Raw genomic sequence first — 20052 nt, 5'->3', positions numbered from 1 at the left:
AGAAGTTTATTTACACTAAATATTATATAACTATTTTATTTATTAGTAAAGTGTTATATTATAAATATATGAAAATCTACACATGGAATGATATTTTAGCAATTTTGAACGGAGAATCTTCTGCTGAGTTCCCAAAAACTGGCCTTTCTACGGGATGTTTTGACGGGCTTCATAAGGGACACAGAAAACTGCTTTCAGCTCTTATTGAGGCATGCCGTTCTAAGGGGCTTTCTGCCGGAGTTGTTACATTTTCACGCCCGCTGCCAGGTATAAAACATAGCAGCGATTATAAGGGCGATATCACAACACTGAACCAGCGTCTTAAACTTTTTGAAGACTTGGGAATTGATTTTGTTATTATAGTAGATTTTGATGATTCTTTTGCCTGTATGATGGGTGCTGATTATCTGAATATTCTGTTAAATGTTTGCAATATGGAGCTTCTGGCAGAAGGTATTGATTTCCGCTGCGGCTTTAAGGGGGCAACCGATGCTCAGGCTATCCGTTACTGGGCAGAAAAAAATAATGTTGAGACAATTTTTGTAGATCCTGTATATTTTAGAGAAGGAACTGATGAAGAAGAACGCATAAGTTCATCTTATATCAGAACAATGCTCAGCCGAGGCTTTTTTACAACTGCTCAGGAACTTTTGGAAAGGCCTTTTGAACTTGATGTTGCAGCTTTTAAACGTGATTCAAATTGTTCTCAGCTGCTTCCACCGGATGGTCTTTATCGTACCGAAAATGAAAAAGGGGAGCTTGTCCGACTGGAAATAAAAGATGGAAAGATTGTAGGACTCCCGGACTGTAATTCCGTAAAGTTTATATAATTATATCCCAAACTCTTCCTGATTGCACATAGTCTTTGCTTCTTCAAAATCAATAGGCTTACCCCAGATAAAGCCCTGAATAAAGTCGCATTTATGTTCATTCAAAATATCAATTTGAGATTCTTTTTCAACACCTTCAGATACAACTTCGCAATTCATAACATGTCCCATGTAAATAACAGAGTCTACAACATCACGCATGCTCTGACTTGTTTCAATATCATCAATAAGACTCTTATCAATCTTAAGAATATTGATAGGAAGTGTCATAAGGGTTTTGATAGAAGTATAACCGGTACCAAAATCATCAAGTGCAATATGTACTCCCATTTCCCGAAGCTGCTTGATATTTGAAATGGTTGTTTCTAAAGATTCAAAGAAAGAGTATTCAGTAATTTCCAGTTCAAGACTATCTGTAGGGAACTGAATTTCATCAATAAAAGATTTTAGTCTGCTTACAAAGTCTTTGCTGCCCATGGTTTTAGCAGATATATTTATAGAAATAATCAATTCTTTTTCATTGTTTTCTAGCACAGGTTTAAATTCCCTCATGGCAGTTTGAAGCACAAAATCATCAATCTTCATAATAAGATTTGATTTTTCTGCGGCAGGAATAAAGTCTACAGGACTGACAATAGAGCAATCAGGTTTTCTGCAGCGGATTAAAGTTTCAAAGCCGCGAAGTTTTTTTTCTGCAGTTGTAAACTGAGGCTGATATACAAGATAAAAATAATTATTTTTAAGACCTTCTTTTACAAGGAATTCTGCTTCACGCTGTTTTGCATCATTGTTTTCCATATTTTCATTAAAAATACAGATTCTGTTATCGGCCAGGTTACGGGTAGCAGCAAGAGCTGTTTCAGCATTTCTCAGAATAGAAGAGGCTGTGTTTTTATAATTGTATGGAGGGTGAGAATAAACTACACCAGCTCCTAAAGAAATATTACAGGTTGTTTCGGTTAAAGTTTCATCTTCAGATGGAACAATAATAGTTTCCGGAATTATTACACTTTTCAGCCGTTCTTCTGGAGATTCTCCTGGTTCAAAAAGAATAGCCAGTTTTGAACCTGTAATACGGAACATCTTATCTTTCTTATCTAATATAGAAGAAAGTTTTTCTGCTGTCTTTTTAATCAGGTAGTCTCCAGTCTGAATACCATATACATCATTTGTATGTTTAAAATCTTCAAGTTCAATACAAGCCAGGGTAAAGGATTTTTTTGCTTCTATATGTTCATTGATTTCTTTTACATAGCTTCGGCGGTTTCCTTGTGATGTAATATAGTCTGTAAGGTTACTTACTGCAAGTCGTCTGTAGAAAGAATAAAAAGTTACGAGGGTTACCAGTGATACTATGCTGGTTACCAGGCCCGGCATAGATATAATGGAATTGCTCATAATCATTCCAAAAAGTAGATTTGCTCCGGAAATTAAATTAAGTGCAAGACCGATTCTAAATCCTTTTTTATAATCTGTAAAAACAAGAAGAAAGCAGATAAGCGATAATGAACCAGAAATAATTCCATTTTTAGTATTGGAAGGGATTTTTAATGATAAAAACTGGAAGAACGGTGCTGGATTTTTTCCCGAATATCTAAGTGCAATGATACACCCGATTCCTAAAAGTGATAAAATCAAAAGCCGCAGATTTTTTCGAGTCAAATACTTCATCCAGTTCTCCAAAAATATTAAAAAGCAATACTAAAAGTATAAGACAATAAAAAGCTGATGTAAATTAAAATCGAATATGTTGATTAAATTATTCATTTCCAATAAAATAATAAAATCTGTTTTACGAATGTTCTGTGATTACTTCCTAGAAACCCAGGATTTGACCTGCAGAACTTCCGCTCAGACAGAGTTTCCGGCCTGGCTGGAAATCATATAATTTTTCAGGGGTTCCAATATGGCACTTACAAAAGAAGCTACTTCAGCAACAGTAAAGAAGTACGGCGCAAAAGAAACTGATACAGGTAATGTAAAGGTTCAGATCGCTATCATGACACAGCGTGTTCAGCAGCTCACAGAGCACAACAAGCAGTTCCCAAAGGACGCTAATGCAAAACGTGCTCTCCTCAAGGTTGTAGGACAGCGCCGCAAGATGCTCCGTTACTACGAACGCACAGACCTCGAGGGTTACCGTGCATTCATTAAAGAGCTCGGACTCAGAAAGTAGTTTTTACCTTCGTGTCATGCTGAATGTCATCCTGAACTTGTTTCAGGATCAGCATCTCAACAAATCCCGCCAGCTTCACGTTGCGCGGGATTTTTTTTCTTAAATATAAAACTTTTTTATAATTTCACAAGTATTTACTTATTTTTCTTAATGTTATATAGTTTTCCAACAATTTAGAAGTTTTGCTATTTGTATATAGGGCAAAACTCTGAAAAGGAGATTAATATGATTTCTATTAAGAAAATTACAACAGTTGCAGCAGTTGCTGTACTCAGTTTTGGTTTGTTTGCACAGGCAAATCCAAAACCGGAGCCAAGAACACCTGTTTCAAAAACAAAAGAATCTACTGCAGGTTTGTTTAGTAATGATGTTGATGATTTTACAGATGTGAACTATTGGTCTAATGTTGCACCAAAGCAGTTCTTTGCTTATTTTGGTATGGGATCATCTAAAAATGTTGGTAATACCTATAATATCGGTTTTGCTAAACAGTTGAAAAAGTTCTATTGGGGTACTTATTTCTCTGGAAATTTTGGTTTGAATAAAACAACAAAACCAACTGATGGTGATAAAACAACAGAAACAACTCTTTCTGAATTCCAGTTTAACAATACATATGGTTTCGGTAATGTAGGTCTTGCTTTTAATTTGTACTATTTGGACAATGGTTCTCAAAATACAATAAAACATGAATATATTGATGTTGCTTTGAAAGCAGGTCTGAAAGAGTATGCAATCAAAAAGACAAAAATTATTCCTTATGCAGAAATTAATTTCTTGATTGGTGGTCTTAAAGAAGATGTAACTACAGGTGGTTCTACAATAACTGTAGACTCTCGTGACTGGGATTTAAAACTCGCTGTTGGAGCTGATATTCCATACGGAAAAGTTAAAAATGTAGAACAGACATTTAATGTTGGTTTAGAGATGGATCTTAATAAACCTGTAGACTCTGATTTAAAGTATAGTAATTTTACAATTACTATTCCACTTGGTTATAAGGCAATCTTAAAATCAACAAATGCGCTTTCTTTTGGATTCTCTGCAGGTCTTAAATCTGACGTTAAGTTTGGAAAGTCTGGAGATGCAAGTACATTTGGATTTGGTTTGACTCCTTCAATTGCTGCTGGTGTTACATATGCAACAAAAAAGAATATCGATCTTAATGCTGGTGTTGCATTTGATGTTCCTTCTTTTACCTATTCAAAGAATGATAATGAATCTATAGCAGAATGGAATGGTGAAGATGCTGAATTACACTTCAATTCAGGATTTGCTATCAAACCAACAAAGAATATCTGTATAGACTGTTCTTATGAAATCCTTGCAGACCTCTTTGGTAATAATACAACTGTAAATTTCAACACAAATCAAAATTTCTGGACCACTGTAAATCAGATTCTTATTCATAAATTTGGATTTGAAGTATCTGTAAAATTCTAAGTCTAAAATCAGCTTAGACATTGCCCGCCTGGCATTTTGCCGGGCGGGATTTTTTTTATTTATATCTTCTATATATTTGCATTGATTATTATCATTTTATGGTCTAAAATTAGATATTACACTTTTGTATATTAGTTTTACTAATAAATAGATAAAAACATGCGTCGGATGTAGTGACGTATGTAGGAGAAAATTTTATGTCAGTAGAAAGAGTAACTTACCGACTTGGAGATGCCGATCTCATCTTGGAAACAGGAAAAATCGGTAAGCAGGCTAATGGTTGTGTTTACGCTCAGTGGGGCGGAGCCGCTATTATTGCAACAATTTGTGCTTCATCTTCTGTTACAGAAGGTCAGGATTTCGTTCCTGTTACTGTTGAGTACAATGAAAAATTCTATGCTGCCGGAAAAATCCCTGGTGGCTTTGTAAAACGCGAAGGACGTCCTAAGGACAAGGAGATTCTCGTATCTCGTCTTATCGACCGCCCAATGCGCCCACTTTTTGAACCGTCTTTTGGTCACGAACTTCAGATTGTTCCAACTTGTGTTTCTTGCGACGGTGTTCATACTCAGGATATTCTTGCTGTTATTGCCGCTTCAGCTGCTACTTGTATTTCTGATATTCCATTCCACGGACCAGTTGCTGCTTGTCGTGTTGGATACTTGAACGGCGAATACATTATCAACCCAACTTTCGAACAGATTGAAAAGGGTGAACTTGAAATCGTTGTTGCCGGAACTAAAGACGGCTTTACAATGGTAGAAGGTGGTGCTAACGAAGTTTCTGAAGAGCTTATGCTTGGTGCTTTGGAGCGCGCTCAGAAGTTCATTACTGATATGTGTCTCTTGCAGGAAGAACTTGTTAAGAAGGCTGGTAAGGAAAAGCTTCCTTTGAACCCTCTTGATGTAACTTTGGACAATGCAGAAGCAATCGAAGCTGAAGCAACTCCACTTTTGAAAGAAGCCTGCTTCAAAGACAGCAAGATTAGCCGTGGTAAGGCAATTGCTCAGGTTCAGAGAGACCTCGCTGCAAAATATGCTGAACAGCTTTCTGACCCAATCCAGGCCAAGCTTTTCTGTACTTTGATGGATGACATCCAGTACAAGCTGCTCCGCAAGTCTATTCTTGACGAAGGTGTTCGTGTTGACGGCCGTAAGGTTGATGAAATCCGTCCAATCACCTGTGAAGTAAACGTATTGCCAACTCCACACGGAAGCGCACTTTTCACTCGTGGTGAAACTCAGTCTCTTGCTGTATGTACTTTGGGTACTGCAATGGACGAACAGTCTTATGACGATATCGATGGAGACCGCTCAGAGCACTTCATCCTTCACTATAACTTCCCACCATACTCAGTTGGTGAAACAGGTAAGCTCACAACAGGTCGTCGTGAAATTGGTCACGGAAACCTCGCTCGCCGCTCACTCGCTGCTATGGTTCCAAGCCGTGAAGAGTTCCCATACACAATCCGCGTAGTATCTGAAATCATGGAATCTAACGGTTCTTCATCTCAGGCTTCTACTTGTGGTGGTACACTCTGTATGCTCGCTGCCGGTGTTCCAATGAAGAAGATGGTAGCAGGTATTGCTATGGGGCTTATCACAGAACCAGAGGGAGACAATCCTTATGGCCGCTATAAGATTTTGAGCGATATCCTTGGTGAAGAAGACCACCTTGGTGATATGGACTTTAAGGTAGCCGGAACAAAAGACGGTATTACCGGTTTCCAGATGGATATTAAGATTGCCGGTGTAACAACTGAAATCATGAAGAAGGCTATGGAACAGGCTCGCCAGGGTCGTCTCCACATCCTCTCAATCATGGAGAAGTGCATTGACAAGCCGGCTCCACTTGCTAAGAATGCTCCACAGATTCTAACAATGAAGATTCCTGTAGACAAGATTGGCGCTCTCATTGGACCTGGCGGAAAGAATGTTAAGGCTCTCTGCTCTCAGTATGATGTAACAATCAACACTGATGATGACGGAACTGTAACAATCTACTCTAAGAACGGCTTGAATGCTGAGGCTGCTAAGAAGGCTGTTAAGGGCATTACAGAAGATCCAGAGGTTGGAACAATCTATCAGGGAACTGTAAAGCGCATTATGGACTTTGGCGCCTTTGTAGAAATCCTTCCTGGAAAAGAAGGTCTCTGCCACATTTCTAAGCTTTCAAAACAGCGCGTAAACAAGGTAACTGACGTTCTTACAGAAGGTCAGGTAATCCCAGTTAAGCTGCTCGAAGTAGACAAGCAGGGAAGATTGAACCTTAGTTACATTGATGCTCTGGATGCCTAGAATCGAAAATCCGTTAAAAAAAGTTGTACGACAGTGCAGCTTTTTAGGATTATCGAAAAAGGGGAGAAATAAATAAGAATTTCTAACAGAGTTTAAGAGGACACGGAGGGTAAAATTATAAAATTTCTCTTTGTGTCCTTTGTGCTCTCTGAGAGAAATATTTTTTTTATATTTTATATAATTTTATGGAGTTACTAATGAAAAAGAAATTGATTAGTTTGATTATGGTTGCAGCTATAATTTTACCTATGTTCGCTGCAACTGCTGTATTTCAAAGAAAAAAGCCTGCAAAATTAGATTTGACTTTTGCAAATTCTATTGCCTTTTACCCAGTTATTACTTATGCACCAAAGAAAGGTGAAACATTTGATAAAGAGCAGAACGATTTGGGAAAAAAGTTTATTTCTGCTTTGTCAGATTATGGAACAAAAGATGGAAAATTTGTAATTCTTAACGGAAAGTCTGATATTGCAATTCAGGTTTCTTTCAAGAGTTTTGATGTAAAAGATTCTGGTGTTACAATTGAATCTAAAGATAGTGCAGGAAATACTGTTACTGTTAAAGATGAATGGACTCGTCAGATTTCAGCTTTAATGGAAGTAATGGTTTTAAAGACAGAAGATAATTCTGTTCTTGTAACAGAAGAATATAAGTTTTTCGGTGTAAATTCAAATCCTACTCCAAAAGCAATGCTTATGTCTCCTGAAAAGATTGTTGAGGATCAGATTTCAAGTTTTGCATATCAGATATCAGAAATCATTTTTGATACACCCTATAATCAGGCTGTAACAATTCTTGATACAAAATCAAAAGATAAGGCTATTAAAGAAAAAATGAAGTCTGCAAAGAAAATGCTTAGTGGAAAAAATCTTGATTATGCTGCTGCAGAAGAAATCTATAAAGAGATTTATGAATCTACAGATGATATTGCTGCCGGTTATAATTATGCTATTATGCTTCAGGTTAGAAAGGATTTTGATAATGCAGAAGCTCTTATAAAGAAGTTTGCTGAGCAGGATCCAAAAAATAAGGCTTTCAAAAGAGCTCTTGAAGATATTGAAAAGGACAGAGCTGAAACAGAAATCTTTAAGTCAAGAAATCAATAATTTTTCTAAATTATAGGAGGGCCAAATGGCAAAAACAAGTAACAGAGGGCTCGGTGCACTTTTCATCAGAATTGCACTGGCTTGTTATTTCATCATCACAGGGCTTTGTATGCTCGGGGTTGGCGGATCGGTTAAAGCAAGCGAAGCTGGAGCTGCAATTTATGAGATTTTCAGCGGTGATCTTGCAAAGATTCTTGTAATTGTAGTAGCAATTCTTCTGCTTATTGGTGGAGTTTGTATTGCAATCACAATTTTCCGTGATCTTGGAAGCTGGGATAATACAGTAATGCTTATTCTTACTGTACTTTGGATTGTTATTGCAGTTGTTGCAGATGTTTTCAGCCGTTCATTTGGCGTAAACAAACTTGACGGAAATGCAATGTTCTGGATTCTGAATGTTGCAAAAGATCTTCTGATTATTGGTGGTCTTCTTTCTATCAGATAAGAAAACTGACCAAATACATTAAGGCTGCTGGTGAATTCCGGCAGCCTTATTTTTATAGAATGTTTTGATTTTTTACAGTATAATTATATCTTATGAGAAAAATTTTATTATTCGTTTTATTTTCTGTAATTTTTGTTTCATGCTCAAAATCATCTAAAAAATATGAGTCTGCTCTTTTTGCAGATATGGAAGAAGCCTCTTTTCAAGAAAACGATAGTTATGTTCAGACTTCAGCTCGTGCAAAAAGTGTTTATATTGATGCTGGAAATTACGAAAAGCCAGAAATAAATGATGAACCTGTAATTGAACGTAAGCTTATTAAAACCGGAAACATTGAACTTAATGTAAATTCACTTGAAGAATCAGATAAAAATATTGAAGCCTGGACAAAACGTTTCGGCGGATATATTTCAAGTTCAAATATGTATGAAAGTGGTGGAAGATATACTGTAAAAATTCCACAGGAAAATTTTGATGAGGCAATGAATTCAGTTGCCGGGTTTGGAAAGGTTAGAAATCGTTCTGTTAAAGTAAAAGATGTTACAGAGCAGTTTTATGATTTACAGGGACGTCTTGAAACAAAGAAAATCCTTCAGGAAAAGTATAATCAGTATCTGAAAAAAGCAGATAATATGAAGGATTTGCTTGAAGTTGAAAGAGAACTTAATAATGTAATTTCTGAAATTGAATCTATGGAAGGGCAGATGAAACGCCTTTCACACGAAATATCATATTCAACAATTGAGATTTATCTTACTGCGATTTCTACAGAACGCGGAATTGATTACTATATTGAAACTATTAAATGGAAAGAAGTCTTTTCAAATATTATAAACTTCTTTATTAAGTTATTTGTAATTATTATTTATGTAATAGTATTCGGTATTCCTTTAGTCGCAATTGCTGCGGTTTTGTACTGGCTGCTTTTTGGAAAAATCGGATTCTTGAAAAAACTGTTTGCACGTTTAAGAGGAAAAAAATAATGGAAACTATCAATATAAAATGTGTGGCATCTAAGGGTGCTGTAATTCCTGAATATAAAACTGCGGGTGCGGCAGGTGCAGACCTCTGTGCCCTGCTTAATGAATCTCTCACAATTCCAGCCGGCAAGTTCGCAATGGTGCCGACAGGACTTTTCTTTGAGATTCCTGAAGGATATGAGGTTCAGGTACGACCTCGTTCAGGACTTGCGGCAAAGAACGGTGTAACAGTTCTCAATACACCCGGCACAATAGACAGTGACTACCGTGGCGAAATCAAAGTAATCCTCATAAATCTTGGTGATGCAGATTTTACAATCAATTCAGGTGACCGCATTGCACAGATGATAGTAGCTCCTGTAACTCAGGCAACCTTTTCTATTACAGACAGCTTAAGTGAAACTGAACGTGGGGTCGGTGGCTTCGGTTCAACAGGTATTTCAAAGTAATATGACAACCAGAGATTTGATTCAGAAAATAAAGAGAAATCATACTCTCAGACTTATTCATATGTATTATGATAAGTTTCAGGTTCGTGTACTTAAGCGCGGAACTCTTAAAAATCATATTCTCATAAAATATCTTTTTAAGGATCTTTTCCTTTATTTTCTTGTTTCATTCTTTTTCTTTTTTATGGTTTTCTTTGTAAATCAGATTCTTCTTGTTGTAGAGGAACTGCTTGCTAAATCTGCACCTATTGCAGATGTAATGCGCATTATGGTTTACAGTCTTCCATTTATCATTGCTCAGTCGGCACCGTTTGCAACGCTCGTAGGTTTTCTTATGAGTCTTGGCGGCATGATGACCAGTAATGAAATTTTAATTTTCCGTGCTGCTGGTTTTTCATTTTTCAGAATCTTTGTGCCTGTAGCTTTGCTGGGGATTTGTATTTCTATCGGTTCTTTCTTTGTGAACGACTATCTGCTTCCTCTCGGCCAGATAAAATACAATCAGCTTATGCGAAAGATAGTAAATTCTACTCCTTCTATTGAGCTTGAATCAAACAGTGTAAAGCATCTTGATACGGCAAATATTGTAATTGGAAATGTAGATGGAAATAAGGTTTCTGATGTAGTTATCATTGATTCAAAAAATGATGAAGACCGTCTGATTGTAGCAGGTGAATCAGTTCTTGTTGGTGCAAAAGAAGAAGGTGTTTTGATGCAGTTTGATATGAATGATTCAACTATCCTGACTCTTAAGGCTGATAATAAAAAGAATTATGATATTCTTCATTCAAAGCGAACTGTTATGAATGTTTTTGATTCAACCTTCCTTGGAACCTGGGCTCAGTCTCCACGCGAGATGACAACCTATGATCTTACAAAACGGCTTAATCAGATGAAATCTCAGGCTTCTCAGGATGAATCTCTGATTCGTAAAATAAATCTGTGGGGAATGGAATGGCATAAGAAATTTGCAATTCCATTCGGTTCTATCTTCTTTGCTTTGCTGGCTTTTTCGATGGCATTTCTGTTTGGAAAAAATAACGGTCAGATGATAGGACTTTTTCTCGGAATTGTAATCTGCGTTTTATACTGGGCCGTTCAGATTGTCGGACAGCTGCTTGTAACTAAAGTAGGGCTGAATGCGTTCTGGTGTATATGGACTCCGAATATTCTTATCGGATTATTCGGATTGATTTTCCTGACTCGTCTGATTAAAAAATAAGGTTTATAAGGATTATATGAAGCTTATAATTTATCTTTTGAAAAAGGTTCTTCCTCTTTTTTTTGGTGCTATGTTTTTCTTTGCGCTGGTACTGAATCTGGTTGATCTTTTTATGAATATTGCAACTTATCTTCAGAATAACTGTTCTGCAAAAGATATCGGGCTGGTTATGGCTTATTATGTCCCAAAAACTATATGGTATGCAGTTCCAGTTGCCATTCTGTTTTCAACTTCTTATGCGCTGAGTGAAATGTATGCATCTAATGAGATTCAGGCTCTTCTTGCTTCTGGAGTTTCTCTTTTCCGTTTTACACTTCCGCTTTTGATTATAAGTCTGCTTATGGCTTATGGTCTTTTTGTTTTTGAAAACAAATTTGTTGTACAGACTTATGAAAAGAAAACAACCTTGCAGGCCACTCTGCTGCAGAAAACTAAAAATGAAAATAACAGCAATGTAATTGTTCTTTCTGATAATGGAAAAATAATTTATTCTGCTGCGCGCTATACAGAAAAAGCTAAAAGACTTCGTAACTGTTATTTCATTTTCAGAGGCGATAATAAAGAACTTCTTGCAATTATCAGCAGTAAACAGGCATTCTGGAATTCTGAGCATAACCGCTGGGATCTGGAAGAGCCTGAACAATATGAGATGGTTGATGATACTTTGAAAATGACTAAGGTGAAATCTGAATATACAGACCAGCTTACAGAATCATACGAAATCTTCCGTAAAACAAATGTGGATGTTCAGTCTGTATCTGCTTCTGATGCTAAGATTTATATTGAACATTTGAAAAAGGCTGGACTTCCGTATAATGAGGAACTTTCAGAATATTACAAAAAATATGCTTTTCCTTTTATTGTGTTTATTGTAGTTTTTCTTTCAATCGGACTTACTGGTAAAACCCGTAAAAATGTTCTTCTTATAAGTCTTGCTTCTTGTATTGGTGCATCTGTACTTTTTTATGTTACAATGATGGTAACAATGGTTCTTGCCAAACATGGTTATATTTCGGCTTTTTCTGGAGCCTGGTCTCCAGTTATTTTCTTTACTATAATAAGTGTGGTGCTTTTAAGATACGCCCGAACATAAGGAATTGATATGAATGAAGTTTTAAAGATTTTTGATATAAAGCATAAGGCTAGTGGAAGCCGTGCAAGAACAGGAACAATTCATCTTCCACATGGAGATGTAAGAACTCCAGTTTTTATGCCGGTTGGAACTAACGCAACTGTAAAGGCAATGCCAAAAGATTTTCTTGAAGAAATTGATTTTGATATTATCCTTGCAAATACCTATCATCTTTTTTTGCGTCCAGGACCGGATTTAATTAAAGAGGCCGGTGGTCTTCACGGGTTTTCTCAGTGGAAGAAAAACTTCCTTACAGATTCCGGCGGCTTTCAGGTTTTCTCTTTAAGCAAACTTCGAAAAATTACAGATGAAGGTGTACGCTTTCAGAGTCATATTGACGGCAGTTACCACATGTTCACCCCGGAAAATGTAGTTCAGACTCAGACAAAGTTTAATTCTGATATTCAGATGCAGTTAGATGTTTGTTCCGGCTGGGGTGTTGATCGCAAGGAAGCAGAAAAAGCACTTCGTATTACAAGTGACTGGCTGCTTCGTGCAAAAGGTGAGTGGGAAAAACAGCGTGAAGCCGGTTACGAAGGAATTCTTTTCCCTATTGTACAGGGAAACTTTTTTGAAGACCTTCGACAGAAGAGTGCGGAATTCGTAAGCTCACTTGATATGCCGGGAATTGCCATTGGCGGTTTGAGTGTAGGTGAGCCTCCTGCAGAGTTTACTAAATACTTGAATTATACAGTACAGTATCTTCCGGAAGATAAGCCAAAGTATGTAATGGGTATTGGTACTCCGGAATATATTCTTGATGCGGTTCAGGCTGGAATTGATATGTTTGACTGTGTCCTTCCAACCCGAAATGCCAGAAACGGTTCATATTTTACCCGTCGTGGAATGCTCAGTATAAAACAGGAAAGATGGATTCATGATTTTGGACCGGTAGATCCTGAATGTAACTGTAAAGTTTGCCGCACTTATTCCCGAAGTTATTTAAGACACCTTTTTAAGGAACAGGAAATACTCAGCAGTATACTTGCGTCTTATCATAATCTGTATTTCTTAAATAACATGCTTAAAGAAATTCGTGTAGCAATAGATGAAGACCGCTTTGAGCAGTATAGGACAGACTTTCTTGAGAAATTTCATCAGGGGGTATAATAAATGAAAAAGCTCTCTATAATGGCATTCTTTTTGATGACATTCTTGTGTACACCTTTTATTGCAGCTGAAGATTCTGATTTTAAGGCTTCAAAAGGTGGTATTTCAGAAATTCCGGCGTCAAAACGCCCTAAGCCAATCGATAAAGAAAAGGCACAGAATGCAGCCGAAAAAGATGAAACCGATAAAGATTATGAGAATAAGTCAAATACAATAAAATATGGAGTTCCTTCGGAAATCTCTGCCTTAATAGACGAGCTTATTAAAAATGATGATCCTCGTTTTACAGAGGAAATCTATGACGTTTTTCAGGTAACAAAAAATACTTCTATTAAACAGAAGGTTCTTAATTATTTTAAGCAGCAGGAAGATCCATGTCTTGAAGACTACGCTGTCGAAGTTCTTAATGATCCTTATGATGAGAAAAATGATCTTGTAAAAGCCTGTTTCCAGTATATTGCTGCAGTAAAAACTAAAGAAGCAATTCCTGCAGTTCTCTCGCTCATTGAAAGTGAAAATGATTCGTACTTCAATGATGCAATTGCTGCAATCGGTGAAATCGGTGGTCCGGAAGAAGCAATGTTCCTTGTTGAATATCTGGAGCGTGAAGATCTCAGTGATGCTCAGCGTCAGACTCTTATGCGTACCTGTGGAAAAATGCATGCAGTACAGACCTGGGATAAGGTAGTAGAAGTTGCTGAAGATGAAGATGAAAATCTTTATGTTCGAATGTATGCAGCAGAATCTCTCGGTCTTATGGAAAAAAAGGAATCAATTCCTGTTCTGGTGCAGTTATTTTCAGAGAACGATCCGAATCTACGTCAGTATGTAATAAAGGGGCTTTCTCATTTTCCTGATGTAGTTGAAGCTCAGGAAACGATTCTTCAGGGAATCAGAGATGAGCACTGGCGTGTAAGACAGGAAGCAATCAAAACTGTTAAAGAAAATAATATGACTGATGCTGTTCCATATCTGATTTACAGGGCAAAGAATGACAGCGAGAAAATCATTAAGGATGAATCTTATTCCAGCCTTGCAGCAGTGAATACAAAAGAGGCAAATGAATTTCTTGTTTCTCAGCTTGTAGAAAAAAAAGTTGGTGATGGAACAAAAAAGAAGATTGTTGAAGTTCTGTTAAAAGAAGGTCACACCGGGGAAAAAGAAATTCTTGCACTTGCTGAAGAATGTCTCAATGATGATAGACGCAAGGATTTACGATATGCCATTGGAAAAGAACTTGCTAAATATGAAAACTCGGCTTATGATGAGATATGTTTGAAATATCTCGGTTCTAAGGATTCAACAACCCAGAGCCTTGGCCTTGATATGTATAAAACAAATAAATTTTCATCTGCAGTTCCTGTGATGAGAAATATCTATGCAGATAAGAAAGTAAATTCCGGAGTAAAAAACCGTATTAAGAAAATGCTTTCGATTGAGGATGAAGAGTTAAAAAATGAAAAATCTGCTGAAGCAGCTGATGCCAAGTAACCGTCAGCATTCTGAATATAATGCACAAAAGAATTATCACATGGCCAGTTTAATTTCTCTGGCAATTGCAATTGAAGGATTTATTTTATCAATCGTTTCTTTAATTGATTCAAATTTTGTAATAGTTCTTACTACACTTGCTTATGCTCTTTTAATGCTTGCAACATTTATTTATACGAAGCTTACTAAAAAGCTTACCTTTTTTTATATTTCTGCTTCGATTATGGTAATCTGTCTTACTGTCTGGTTTTTATACTCGGGCGGAACAGAAGGTTTTGGAATTATCTGGATTGCAGTTATTCCTCTATTTACACTTTATTTAATTCCATATAAGTGCTTTTTGTGCATAAACTTTGTAGTACTTGTTTTACTGATGGCAGGACTCTGGTCTCCGCTTGGTGATACAGAATTAGTTTATGCTTTTAACAATGCATTCAAAACAAGATTTCCTCTGCTTTATCTTTTTGAGTTTATATTTTCTATCTTCCTTAAGCATAGAATATTTATGACTGAAAATGAATTGCTTGAACAAAAAGATATTCTTGCGTCTGAAAATAAAATGGCCGCTTTAATTCAAAAGTCATTTTTTCAGCAGGAAATGAGTTCTTTCAAAGGCTGGGATATTGCCTGTTCATTGATTCCACTGGCAGGAATTTCAGGTGATTTATATGATTTGTATCCGAAGCATGTTTCTTTAGAAAAGACTGATAAAAAGAAAACAACTAAAAAGAAATCTGAAGCTAATGAAAAAGAAGAAATAAAAGGACTTGGTATTTTTGATTCTTCTGGACATGGAATTACAACCGGAATCATCACAATGCTTGCAAAAAATATTTTCAAGCAGGAATTTTATGAGAGTGAAAATAAAAGTATTGTAGACCTGGTTGAAAATATCAATGTTCGTTTTAATGTTGAAAAGGGCGAAGTTGATACATATATGACCGGTATTCTTTTAAGAATGAAAGAAGTAGATTCAAAGGGTAATGGTCATATTGAATTTGTAAATGCAGGACATCAGTCTCCGATAATTTATAGAAAGCAAAATGAATCTTTTGAACTGATCAATAATTCTACGCTCTCTGTAGGAGCAATCGGTTTAAGTTCCATAGAGCCTTATTATGATTCAATTGAACTTACAATGTCTAAAGGTGATGAGCTGATTCTTTATACTGATGGTGTAATTAACTGCTGCGCACCAGGCGGAAGAAGACTTGGTCAGCAGGGCTTTATAAATATTCTTGCTGCGAATATCAATAAGCCGGCAGATGAACAGTTGAATGATGTAATTTCCGGAATTGCATCCTTTAAAGGTATGGAGCCTTCAAAGGATGATATGACAATCATGGTTCTCCGCTATCAGAGTTAGTCGAAGTTATTTACAAGAGCTAGAGCCTTATTTATTGCGGCTGTTTCCTCTTTACTGAATTCAACATTCTCTTCAATCAAAGTTTCCAGACTAGAATGAGTTTCTATAAGCGCAGTTGAGAATCCTCTTGATACCTTAAACCAATAGCTGCCGTTTCCATTGTTGTAAAGTGTGATGAAACCATATTCACGGCCTTTCTGCTTTGCAATAGCGGTACGAAGAATGAAACTCAGTGAATCTATGAGCTGTTCCTTTTGAATAGGATCATTGATGTTTACATTCATATGGCGGTTCCATTTTTTTTCTGCAACCGGACGAAGATCAAGATTATTTGCAAGCTCAAATATCAATGAAAGTTTTTCTCCGCTTAAGAGACTGCCGTTGTCGCTTGTGATAACAGACGCTCTCATCTGTCCGGCATTATTAAGCTTGTTTTTATTCTTTTCAATTTTGATTGCTTCAAGCAGCTGTTCCAGTGGAAGCAGGGCAGTTTTCTTTCCCTTGATTTTTTTTGTAGGGAAGAGGAATCCGCCGAGTGAAAGTGAATCTTCTGGAACAGGGAGGTCTTCGCTGTCGCCGGCTTTTCCTTTTTTGCCTTTCTTTTTCTGCTGTTCTGCTTCCTGACGGCGCAGTGCTTTTGCGTTACGGTTTCTTTCCTGCTCAAGCATGCGGGCTTCTCTTGAGCTGTCGCGTTCTTTTTTACAGGCCATGAGTCGCTCAAATAAATCTGGATTGATTGTATCGAGCATAGGGCGGGTAAGCGGTGAAACGCTTGATGCAAAAATACGGCTTGTACGTATGATTTCTCCGGCAACGATAAATACCGGATCCTTTTTAAACATTACGCTGCCAGGGTGAATTGAAATATGATCTGCTGTAAGTGAGCGGTAACTTTCACGGCCGGTACGAATACAGACAAACTGCATCATACCTGCAGCAACACAGCAAAGATAATCCTGCATATTGCCTTTACCTTCTACAACAGGAATACCCATTTTTTCACTTACAATTTCTATAAGCTGTTCGTTGATATTTTCGATTTCGGCCATTACGCGTTCATCAAGATAATTCTTCTTACAGAACTTCTCACGGTTATCTGTATCCTTGAAGGCTTTGAGAATATTAAGGTAAGTACAGAAGTCGCCCTGAATATCCTGGAAACGGTGATGGGCCTTGCGGGCTTCCATCTCTTCATTTGGCGGAAGAACAAAAGGTGAGTTTGCACTAAGGAACGAAGCTGCAATAAGTGCCTTATCAAGTACGTCCGGAAATCGCATAATTGCTTCGACAATAATACGGCTGATGCGCGGCTCCAGCGGGAACTTAACCATCATCTGACCGATACTTGAAAGTGTGTTGTCATCTTCAAGAGCGCCGAGGATGTGCAGGGTATCAACTGCACCGATAATTCCTTCGCGGCCCGGGTTTGCAATAAAATCAAAGTCGTAGAAATCTGTAATGCCAAGTTCGCTCATGCGGAGAACAACTTCACTGAGGTCTGTACGATAGATTTCTTCTGTTGTATATTCCGGACGGGTATCGAAATCTTTGCGTGAGTAGAGGCGATAGCAGGTACCCGGCTGAGTACGTCCTGCACGGCCTTTTCTCTGATTGCATGAAGCACGAGAAACTGTAGATTCAATAAGACTTGAAGTAAAGTTTTTCGGGTTGTAAAAGTTCAGCTTGCAGAGGCCCGAATCTATTACAGTTGTTACGTCACTGATGGTAACCGAGGTCTCAGCAATATTCGTAGAAATTACAACTTTGCGTTTTCCTTCAGGTGCTTTTTCAAAAACGCGTTCCTGTTCTTCTTTTGGAAGGCGGCCGTAAAGCGGAAGAATATGAAGTTTTCGGCCAATAGGAGAGTAGTAAAGTTTATCCATACAATCCTTGATGATTTTTTCACCAGGGAGGAAGATGAGGATTGCTCCGTCTTCATCGTTGTCGAGAACACGGTCTACAGTATTGTAAATCTTGTTGAGAATCTGGTCGCAGCCAGAGTCTGTGGTTGTAGTTGAACCTCCCGGAATTGGATCGTAAACTAATGCAACCGGGTATGTTACTGTATCAATTGAAACGATAGGTGCGTTATCAAAATACTCGCTGAAAACCTGAGTGTTCATTGTTGCAGAACTTACGATTACGCGGAAGTCGCTGCGCTCACGAAGTACACGTTTTACAAGACCAAGAACAAAGTCAATGTTCAGACTTCGCTCGTGAGCCTCGTCAATCATAAGTACGCTGTACTTAGAAAGCCACGGATCAAGTTTCATTTCCTGCAGCAAAATACCGTCTGTCATGATTTTGATACGTGTGTCTGAGTTTGTGTAATCTTCAAAACGCATCTTGTAGCCGACAAGTCCAGGATAAGTTGTACCGAGCTGCTTTGAAATAAATTCACTTACACTGAGGGCTGCAATACGGCGAGGCTGAGTAACACCAATCATTCCGTTGGTTGCATAACCTGCTTCATACAAAATTACTGGAATTTGAGTTGTCTTTCCTGAGCCAGTAGGGCTTTCTACAATTACTACCTGATTGTTTTCGAGGCAGTCTAAAATTTTCTGTTTCTGTTCGTAAACTGGAAGAGACTTATAATCTATTGCCATTCTATTAAATCCTTTGTTGCTTCCTTATTGATTTTGATGCGGCGTTCAATATATTTTGCCCAGTTTGTGCGTGGAACGTCGTAAAGATAATCTACAAAATCCTGATTGAGTGGTTTTATTACATACTCGTTTGCAGTGTTAATGTAGGTTGTTATAAATTGAGGTTCGCATTTTTTGATTTTGATTGAACCGTCTTTTTCTTTAGTGAAAGTTACTTTGTAAAAAAGTCCGTCTCCGGTGTTTTCGCGTTCACCAGTTGGATTTTTTGATGTAAGTTCTGGTTTTGTTCGCTGGCCGCTTATTGTGTTTCCGTTGGCATACATAATAAGTTTATCGCGGCCTGTCTTTGTGTTAACTACGATTTTTCTGTCTTTAATGATGTGTGCATGATTTGCCCATACAACATCAGCTCCTGAATCCAGCAGATTCATGTAGAATTCATTCTGTCTGTCTGTGATAACGCGGGTGTATTCAGGCTCGCTTGTGTGGACTGAAATTATAAAAAGATCGCAGGGGTGTTCTGCACGCAGGTCAGTAACAAGTTTCTGAAAGTTTTTGCGTGAGTCGTCATCTGGTTTTATAAAGTTTATGTATTCAGATGCATCTGGTCTGTTCAGAAGTTCAGTAATTGGCAGGAAAAGAATTTTCCAGGAATTTGCTTCAAAATAATTGTAGGTAAGGGCAGCGTCGGGGGAAGCTTTAAGACCGGAAAAATAAACCTGATGTCCGGTCTGTTCAAGAGTTTCCTGTGTAATTGTCTGAGTTGTTTTTATAGTTTCAAGAATGCCACTTTTGTACTGGTCATTCGAGTGATTATTGCAGAGTGAAAAAACGTCAAAGCCTGCATCTACTGCAGCCTGAACAAATTTTTGTGTCATGTTGAAGTTCGGGTAAGAAGTGGCTTCACGGGTTGTGTCTATCGGTGCTTCGATATTTGCAAAGGCAAGATCTGGTTCTTCAATCAGATATTTAACATCGCGCCAGATTTTTGAGTAGGTTGTGATATAGTAATTTACCGAATGCGCCATAATGTCGCCGGCGAAAAGGAGATTGATTGTATTTTTATCGTGATTCTTTTTAGAAGCGGCTTCCTGTGGTAATTCTTCAAGAGGTGTGTTTTCCGCTGTTTTATTTTTGATTTGTGATGTAGTGCCACAGGCAATAAGGAGCACTGTGAAAAGAATGATGAAGAAAACTGTGATGTATTTATATAGTTTCACTCATGCTCCTGAAAAATAAAAAAAAGTCGGCAAGCACAGCTTGCCTCTGAGCCGTTCTTTCGATAATCCTAAATGTGTAAGCTCGCTGGCGAGCGGTGTTCTATAGCAGAGCGTTAAGAAAATTGCGAAAGCAATTTTTAGCTCTACTACATCCCCCGCTGTCGCAGTCCAGTTTT

At 37.6% G+C, this 20052-nt stretch carries 16 protein-coding genes; 13 read left to right on the top strand and 3 right to left on the bottom strand.

Annotation, left to right across the window (positions count from 1 at the left end; genetic code table 11):
- Window positions 1-68: 68 nt before the first annotated feature.
- A complete protein-coding gene (locus AABJ44_RS09570; RefSeq protein WP_338368709.1) occupies window positions 69-830 on the top strand; it encodes an FAD synthetase family protein in 762 nt (253 codons plus the stop codon).
- On the opposite strand, the gene AABJ44_RS09565 is transcribed toward AABJ44_RS09570, so the two are convergent.
- Window positions 831-2501 carry a putative bifunctional diguanylate cyclase/phosphodiesterase gene (locus AABJ44_RS09565; RefSeq protein ID WP_338368706.1) on the bottom strand — a complete coding sequence of 557 codons (1671 nt, stop codon included), beginning with the start codon at window positions 2499-2501 and terminating at the stop codon, window positions 831-833. It lies immediately after the preceding gene.
- Between the two features lie 235 nt (window positions 2502-2736).
- Between AABJ44_RS09565 and rpsO the strand changes: the two genes are divergently transcribed.
- From rpsO to AABJ44_RS09505, 12 genes are all read left to right on the top strand, one after another.
- Window positions 2737-3006, top strand: a complete 270-nt coding sequence (gene rpsO / locus AABJ44_RS09560) for a 30S ribosomal protein S15 (RefSeq protein ID WP_074640118.1) — start codon at window positions 2737-2739, stop codon at window positions 3004-3006.
- A gap of 225 nt (window positions 3007-3231) precedes the next feature.
- Window positions 3232-4449, top strand: coding sequence for a TDE2508 family outer membrane beta-barrel protein (locus AABJ44_RS09555; protein ID WP_338368701.1), 1218 nt, complete (start codon window positions 3232-3234; stop codon window positions 4447-4449).
- A 197-nt stretch (window positions 4450-4646) separates the two neighbouring features.
- Complete coding sequence (gene pnp / locus AABJ44_RS09550) at window positions 4647-6746, top strand: polyribonucleotide nucleotidyltransferase (protein WP_338368698.1); 2100 nt, start codon at window positions 4647-4649, stop codon at window positions 6744-6746.
- A gap of 197 nt (window positions 6747-6943) precedes the next feature.
- Window positions 6944-7852: a tetratricopeptide repeat protein gene (locus AABJ44_RS09545; RefSeq protein WP_338368695.1), complete on the top strand. Its 909-nt coding sequence runs from the start codon at window positions 6944-6946 to the stop codon at window positions 7850-7852.
- Between the two features lie 25 nt (window positions 7853-7877).
- The gene (locus AABJ44_RS09540) at window positions 7878-8297 is read left to right on the top strand and encodes a hypothetical protein (RefSeq protein ID WP_338368694.1); all 420 of its coding nucleotides are present in this window, start codon (window positions 7878-7880) and stop codon (window positions 8295-8297) included.
- Window positions 8298-8389: 92 nt separating this feature from the next.
- The gene (locus AABJ44_RS09535; RefSeq protein WP_338368692.1) at window positions 8390-9280 is read left to right on the top strand and encodes a DUF4349 domain-containing protein; all 891 of its coding nucleotides are present in this window, start codon (window positions 8390-8392) and stop codon (window positions 9278-9280) included.
- Window positions 9280-9726 carry a dUTP diphosphatase gene (dut, locus tag AABJ44_RS09530; protein ID WP_338368689.1) on the top strand — a complete coding sequence of 149 codons (447 nt, stop codon included), beginning with the start codon at window positions 9280-9282 and terminating at the stop codon, window positions 9724-9726. The genes AABJ44_RS09535 and dut overlap by 1 nt, the downstream gene beginning before the upstream one ends.
- Before the next feature lies 1 nt (window position 9727).
- Window positions 9728-10948: an LptF/LptG family permease gene (locus tag AABJ44_RS09525; protein ID WP_256210221.1), complete on the top strand. Its 1221-nt coding sequence runs from the start codon at window positions 9728-9730 to the stop codon at window positions 10946-10948.
- A 16-nt stretch (window positions 10949-10964) separates the two neighbouring features.
- Window positions 10965-12041, top strand: coding sequence for an LptF/LptG family permease (locus AABJ44_RS09520; protein WP_074640134.1), 1077 nt, complete (start codon window positions 10965-10967; stop codon window positions 12039-12041).
- Between the two features lie 9 nt (window positions 12042-12050).
- Window positions 12051-13190, top strand: coding sequence for a tRNA guanosine(34) transglycosylase Tgt (gene tgt, locus AABJ44_RS09515; RefSeq protein ID WP_338368683.1), 1140 nt, complete (start codon window positions 12051-12053; stop codon window positions 13188-13190).
- A gap of 3 nt (window positions 13191-13193) precedes the next feature.
- Complete coding sequence (locus AABJ44_RS09510) at window positions 13194-14681, top strand: HEAT repeat domain-containing protein (protein ID WP_338368679.1); 1488 nt, start codon at window positions 13194-13196, stop codon at window positions 14679-14681.
- A complete protein-coding gene (locus tag AABJ44_RS09505; protein WP_338368678.1) occupies window positions 14647-16047 on the top strand; it encodes a PP2C family protein-serine/threonine phosphatase in 1401 nt (466 codons plus the stop codon). The genes AABJ44_RS09510 and AABJ44_RS09505 overlap by 35 nt, the downstream gene beginning before the upstream one ends.
- Here the strand turns inward: AABJ44_RS09505 and AABJ44_RS09500 are convergent.
- Together AABJ44_RS09500 and AABJ44_RS09495 are read right to left on the bottom strand one after the other, a co-directional pair.
- Window positions 16044-18656 (bottom strand): helicase-related protein, encoded by a 2613-nt coding sequence (locus AABJ44_RS09500; RefSeq protein ID WP_338368677.1) that lies wholly within the window; start codon window positions 18654-18656, stop codon window positions 16044-16046. The two genes, AABJ44_RS09505 and AABJ44_RS09500, sit on opposite strands and share 4 nt — an antisense overlap.
- Window positions 18647-19876: a CapA family protein gene (locus AABJ44_RS09495; RefSeq protein WP_338368676.1), complete on the bottom strand. Its 1230-nt coding sequence runs from the start codon at window positions 19874-19876 to the stop codon at window positions 18647-18649. The genes AABJ44_RS09500 and AABJ44_RS09495 overlap by 10 nt, the downstream gene beginning before the upstream one ends.
- Window positions 19877-20052: the final 176 nt, after the last annotated feature.

The sequence above is a fragment of the Treponema bryantii genome (assembly GCF_036492245.1).
GTDB lineage: Bacteria > Spirochaetota > Spirochaetia > Treponematales > Treponemataceae > Treponema_D > Treponema_D bryantii_C.
Note: the sequence above shows the minus strand (reverse complement) of the source record. Positions and strands in the feature narration are given on the sequence as shown.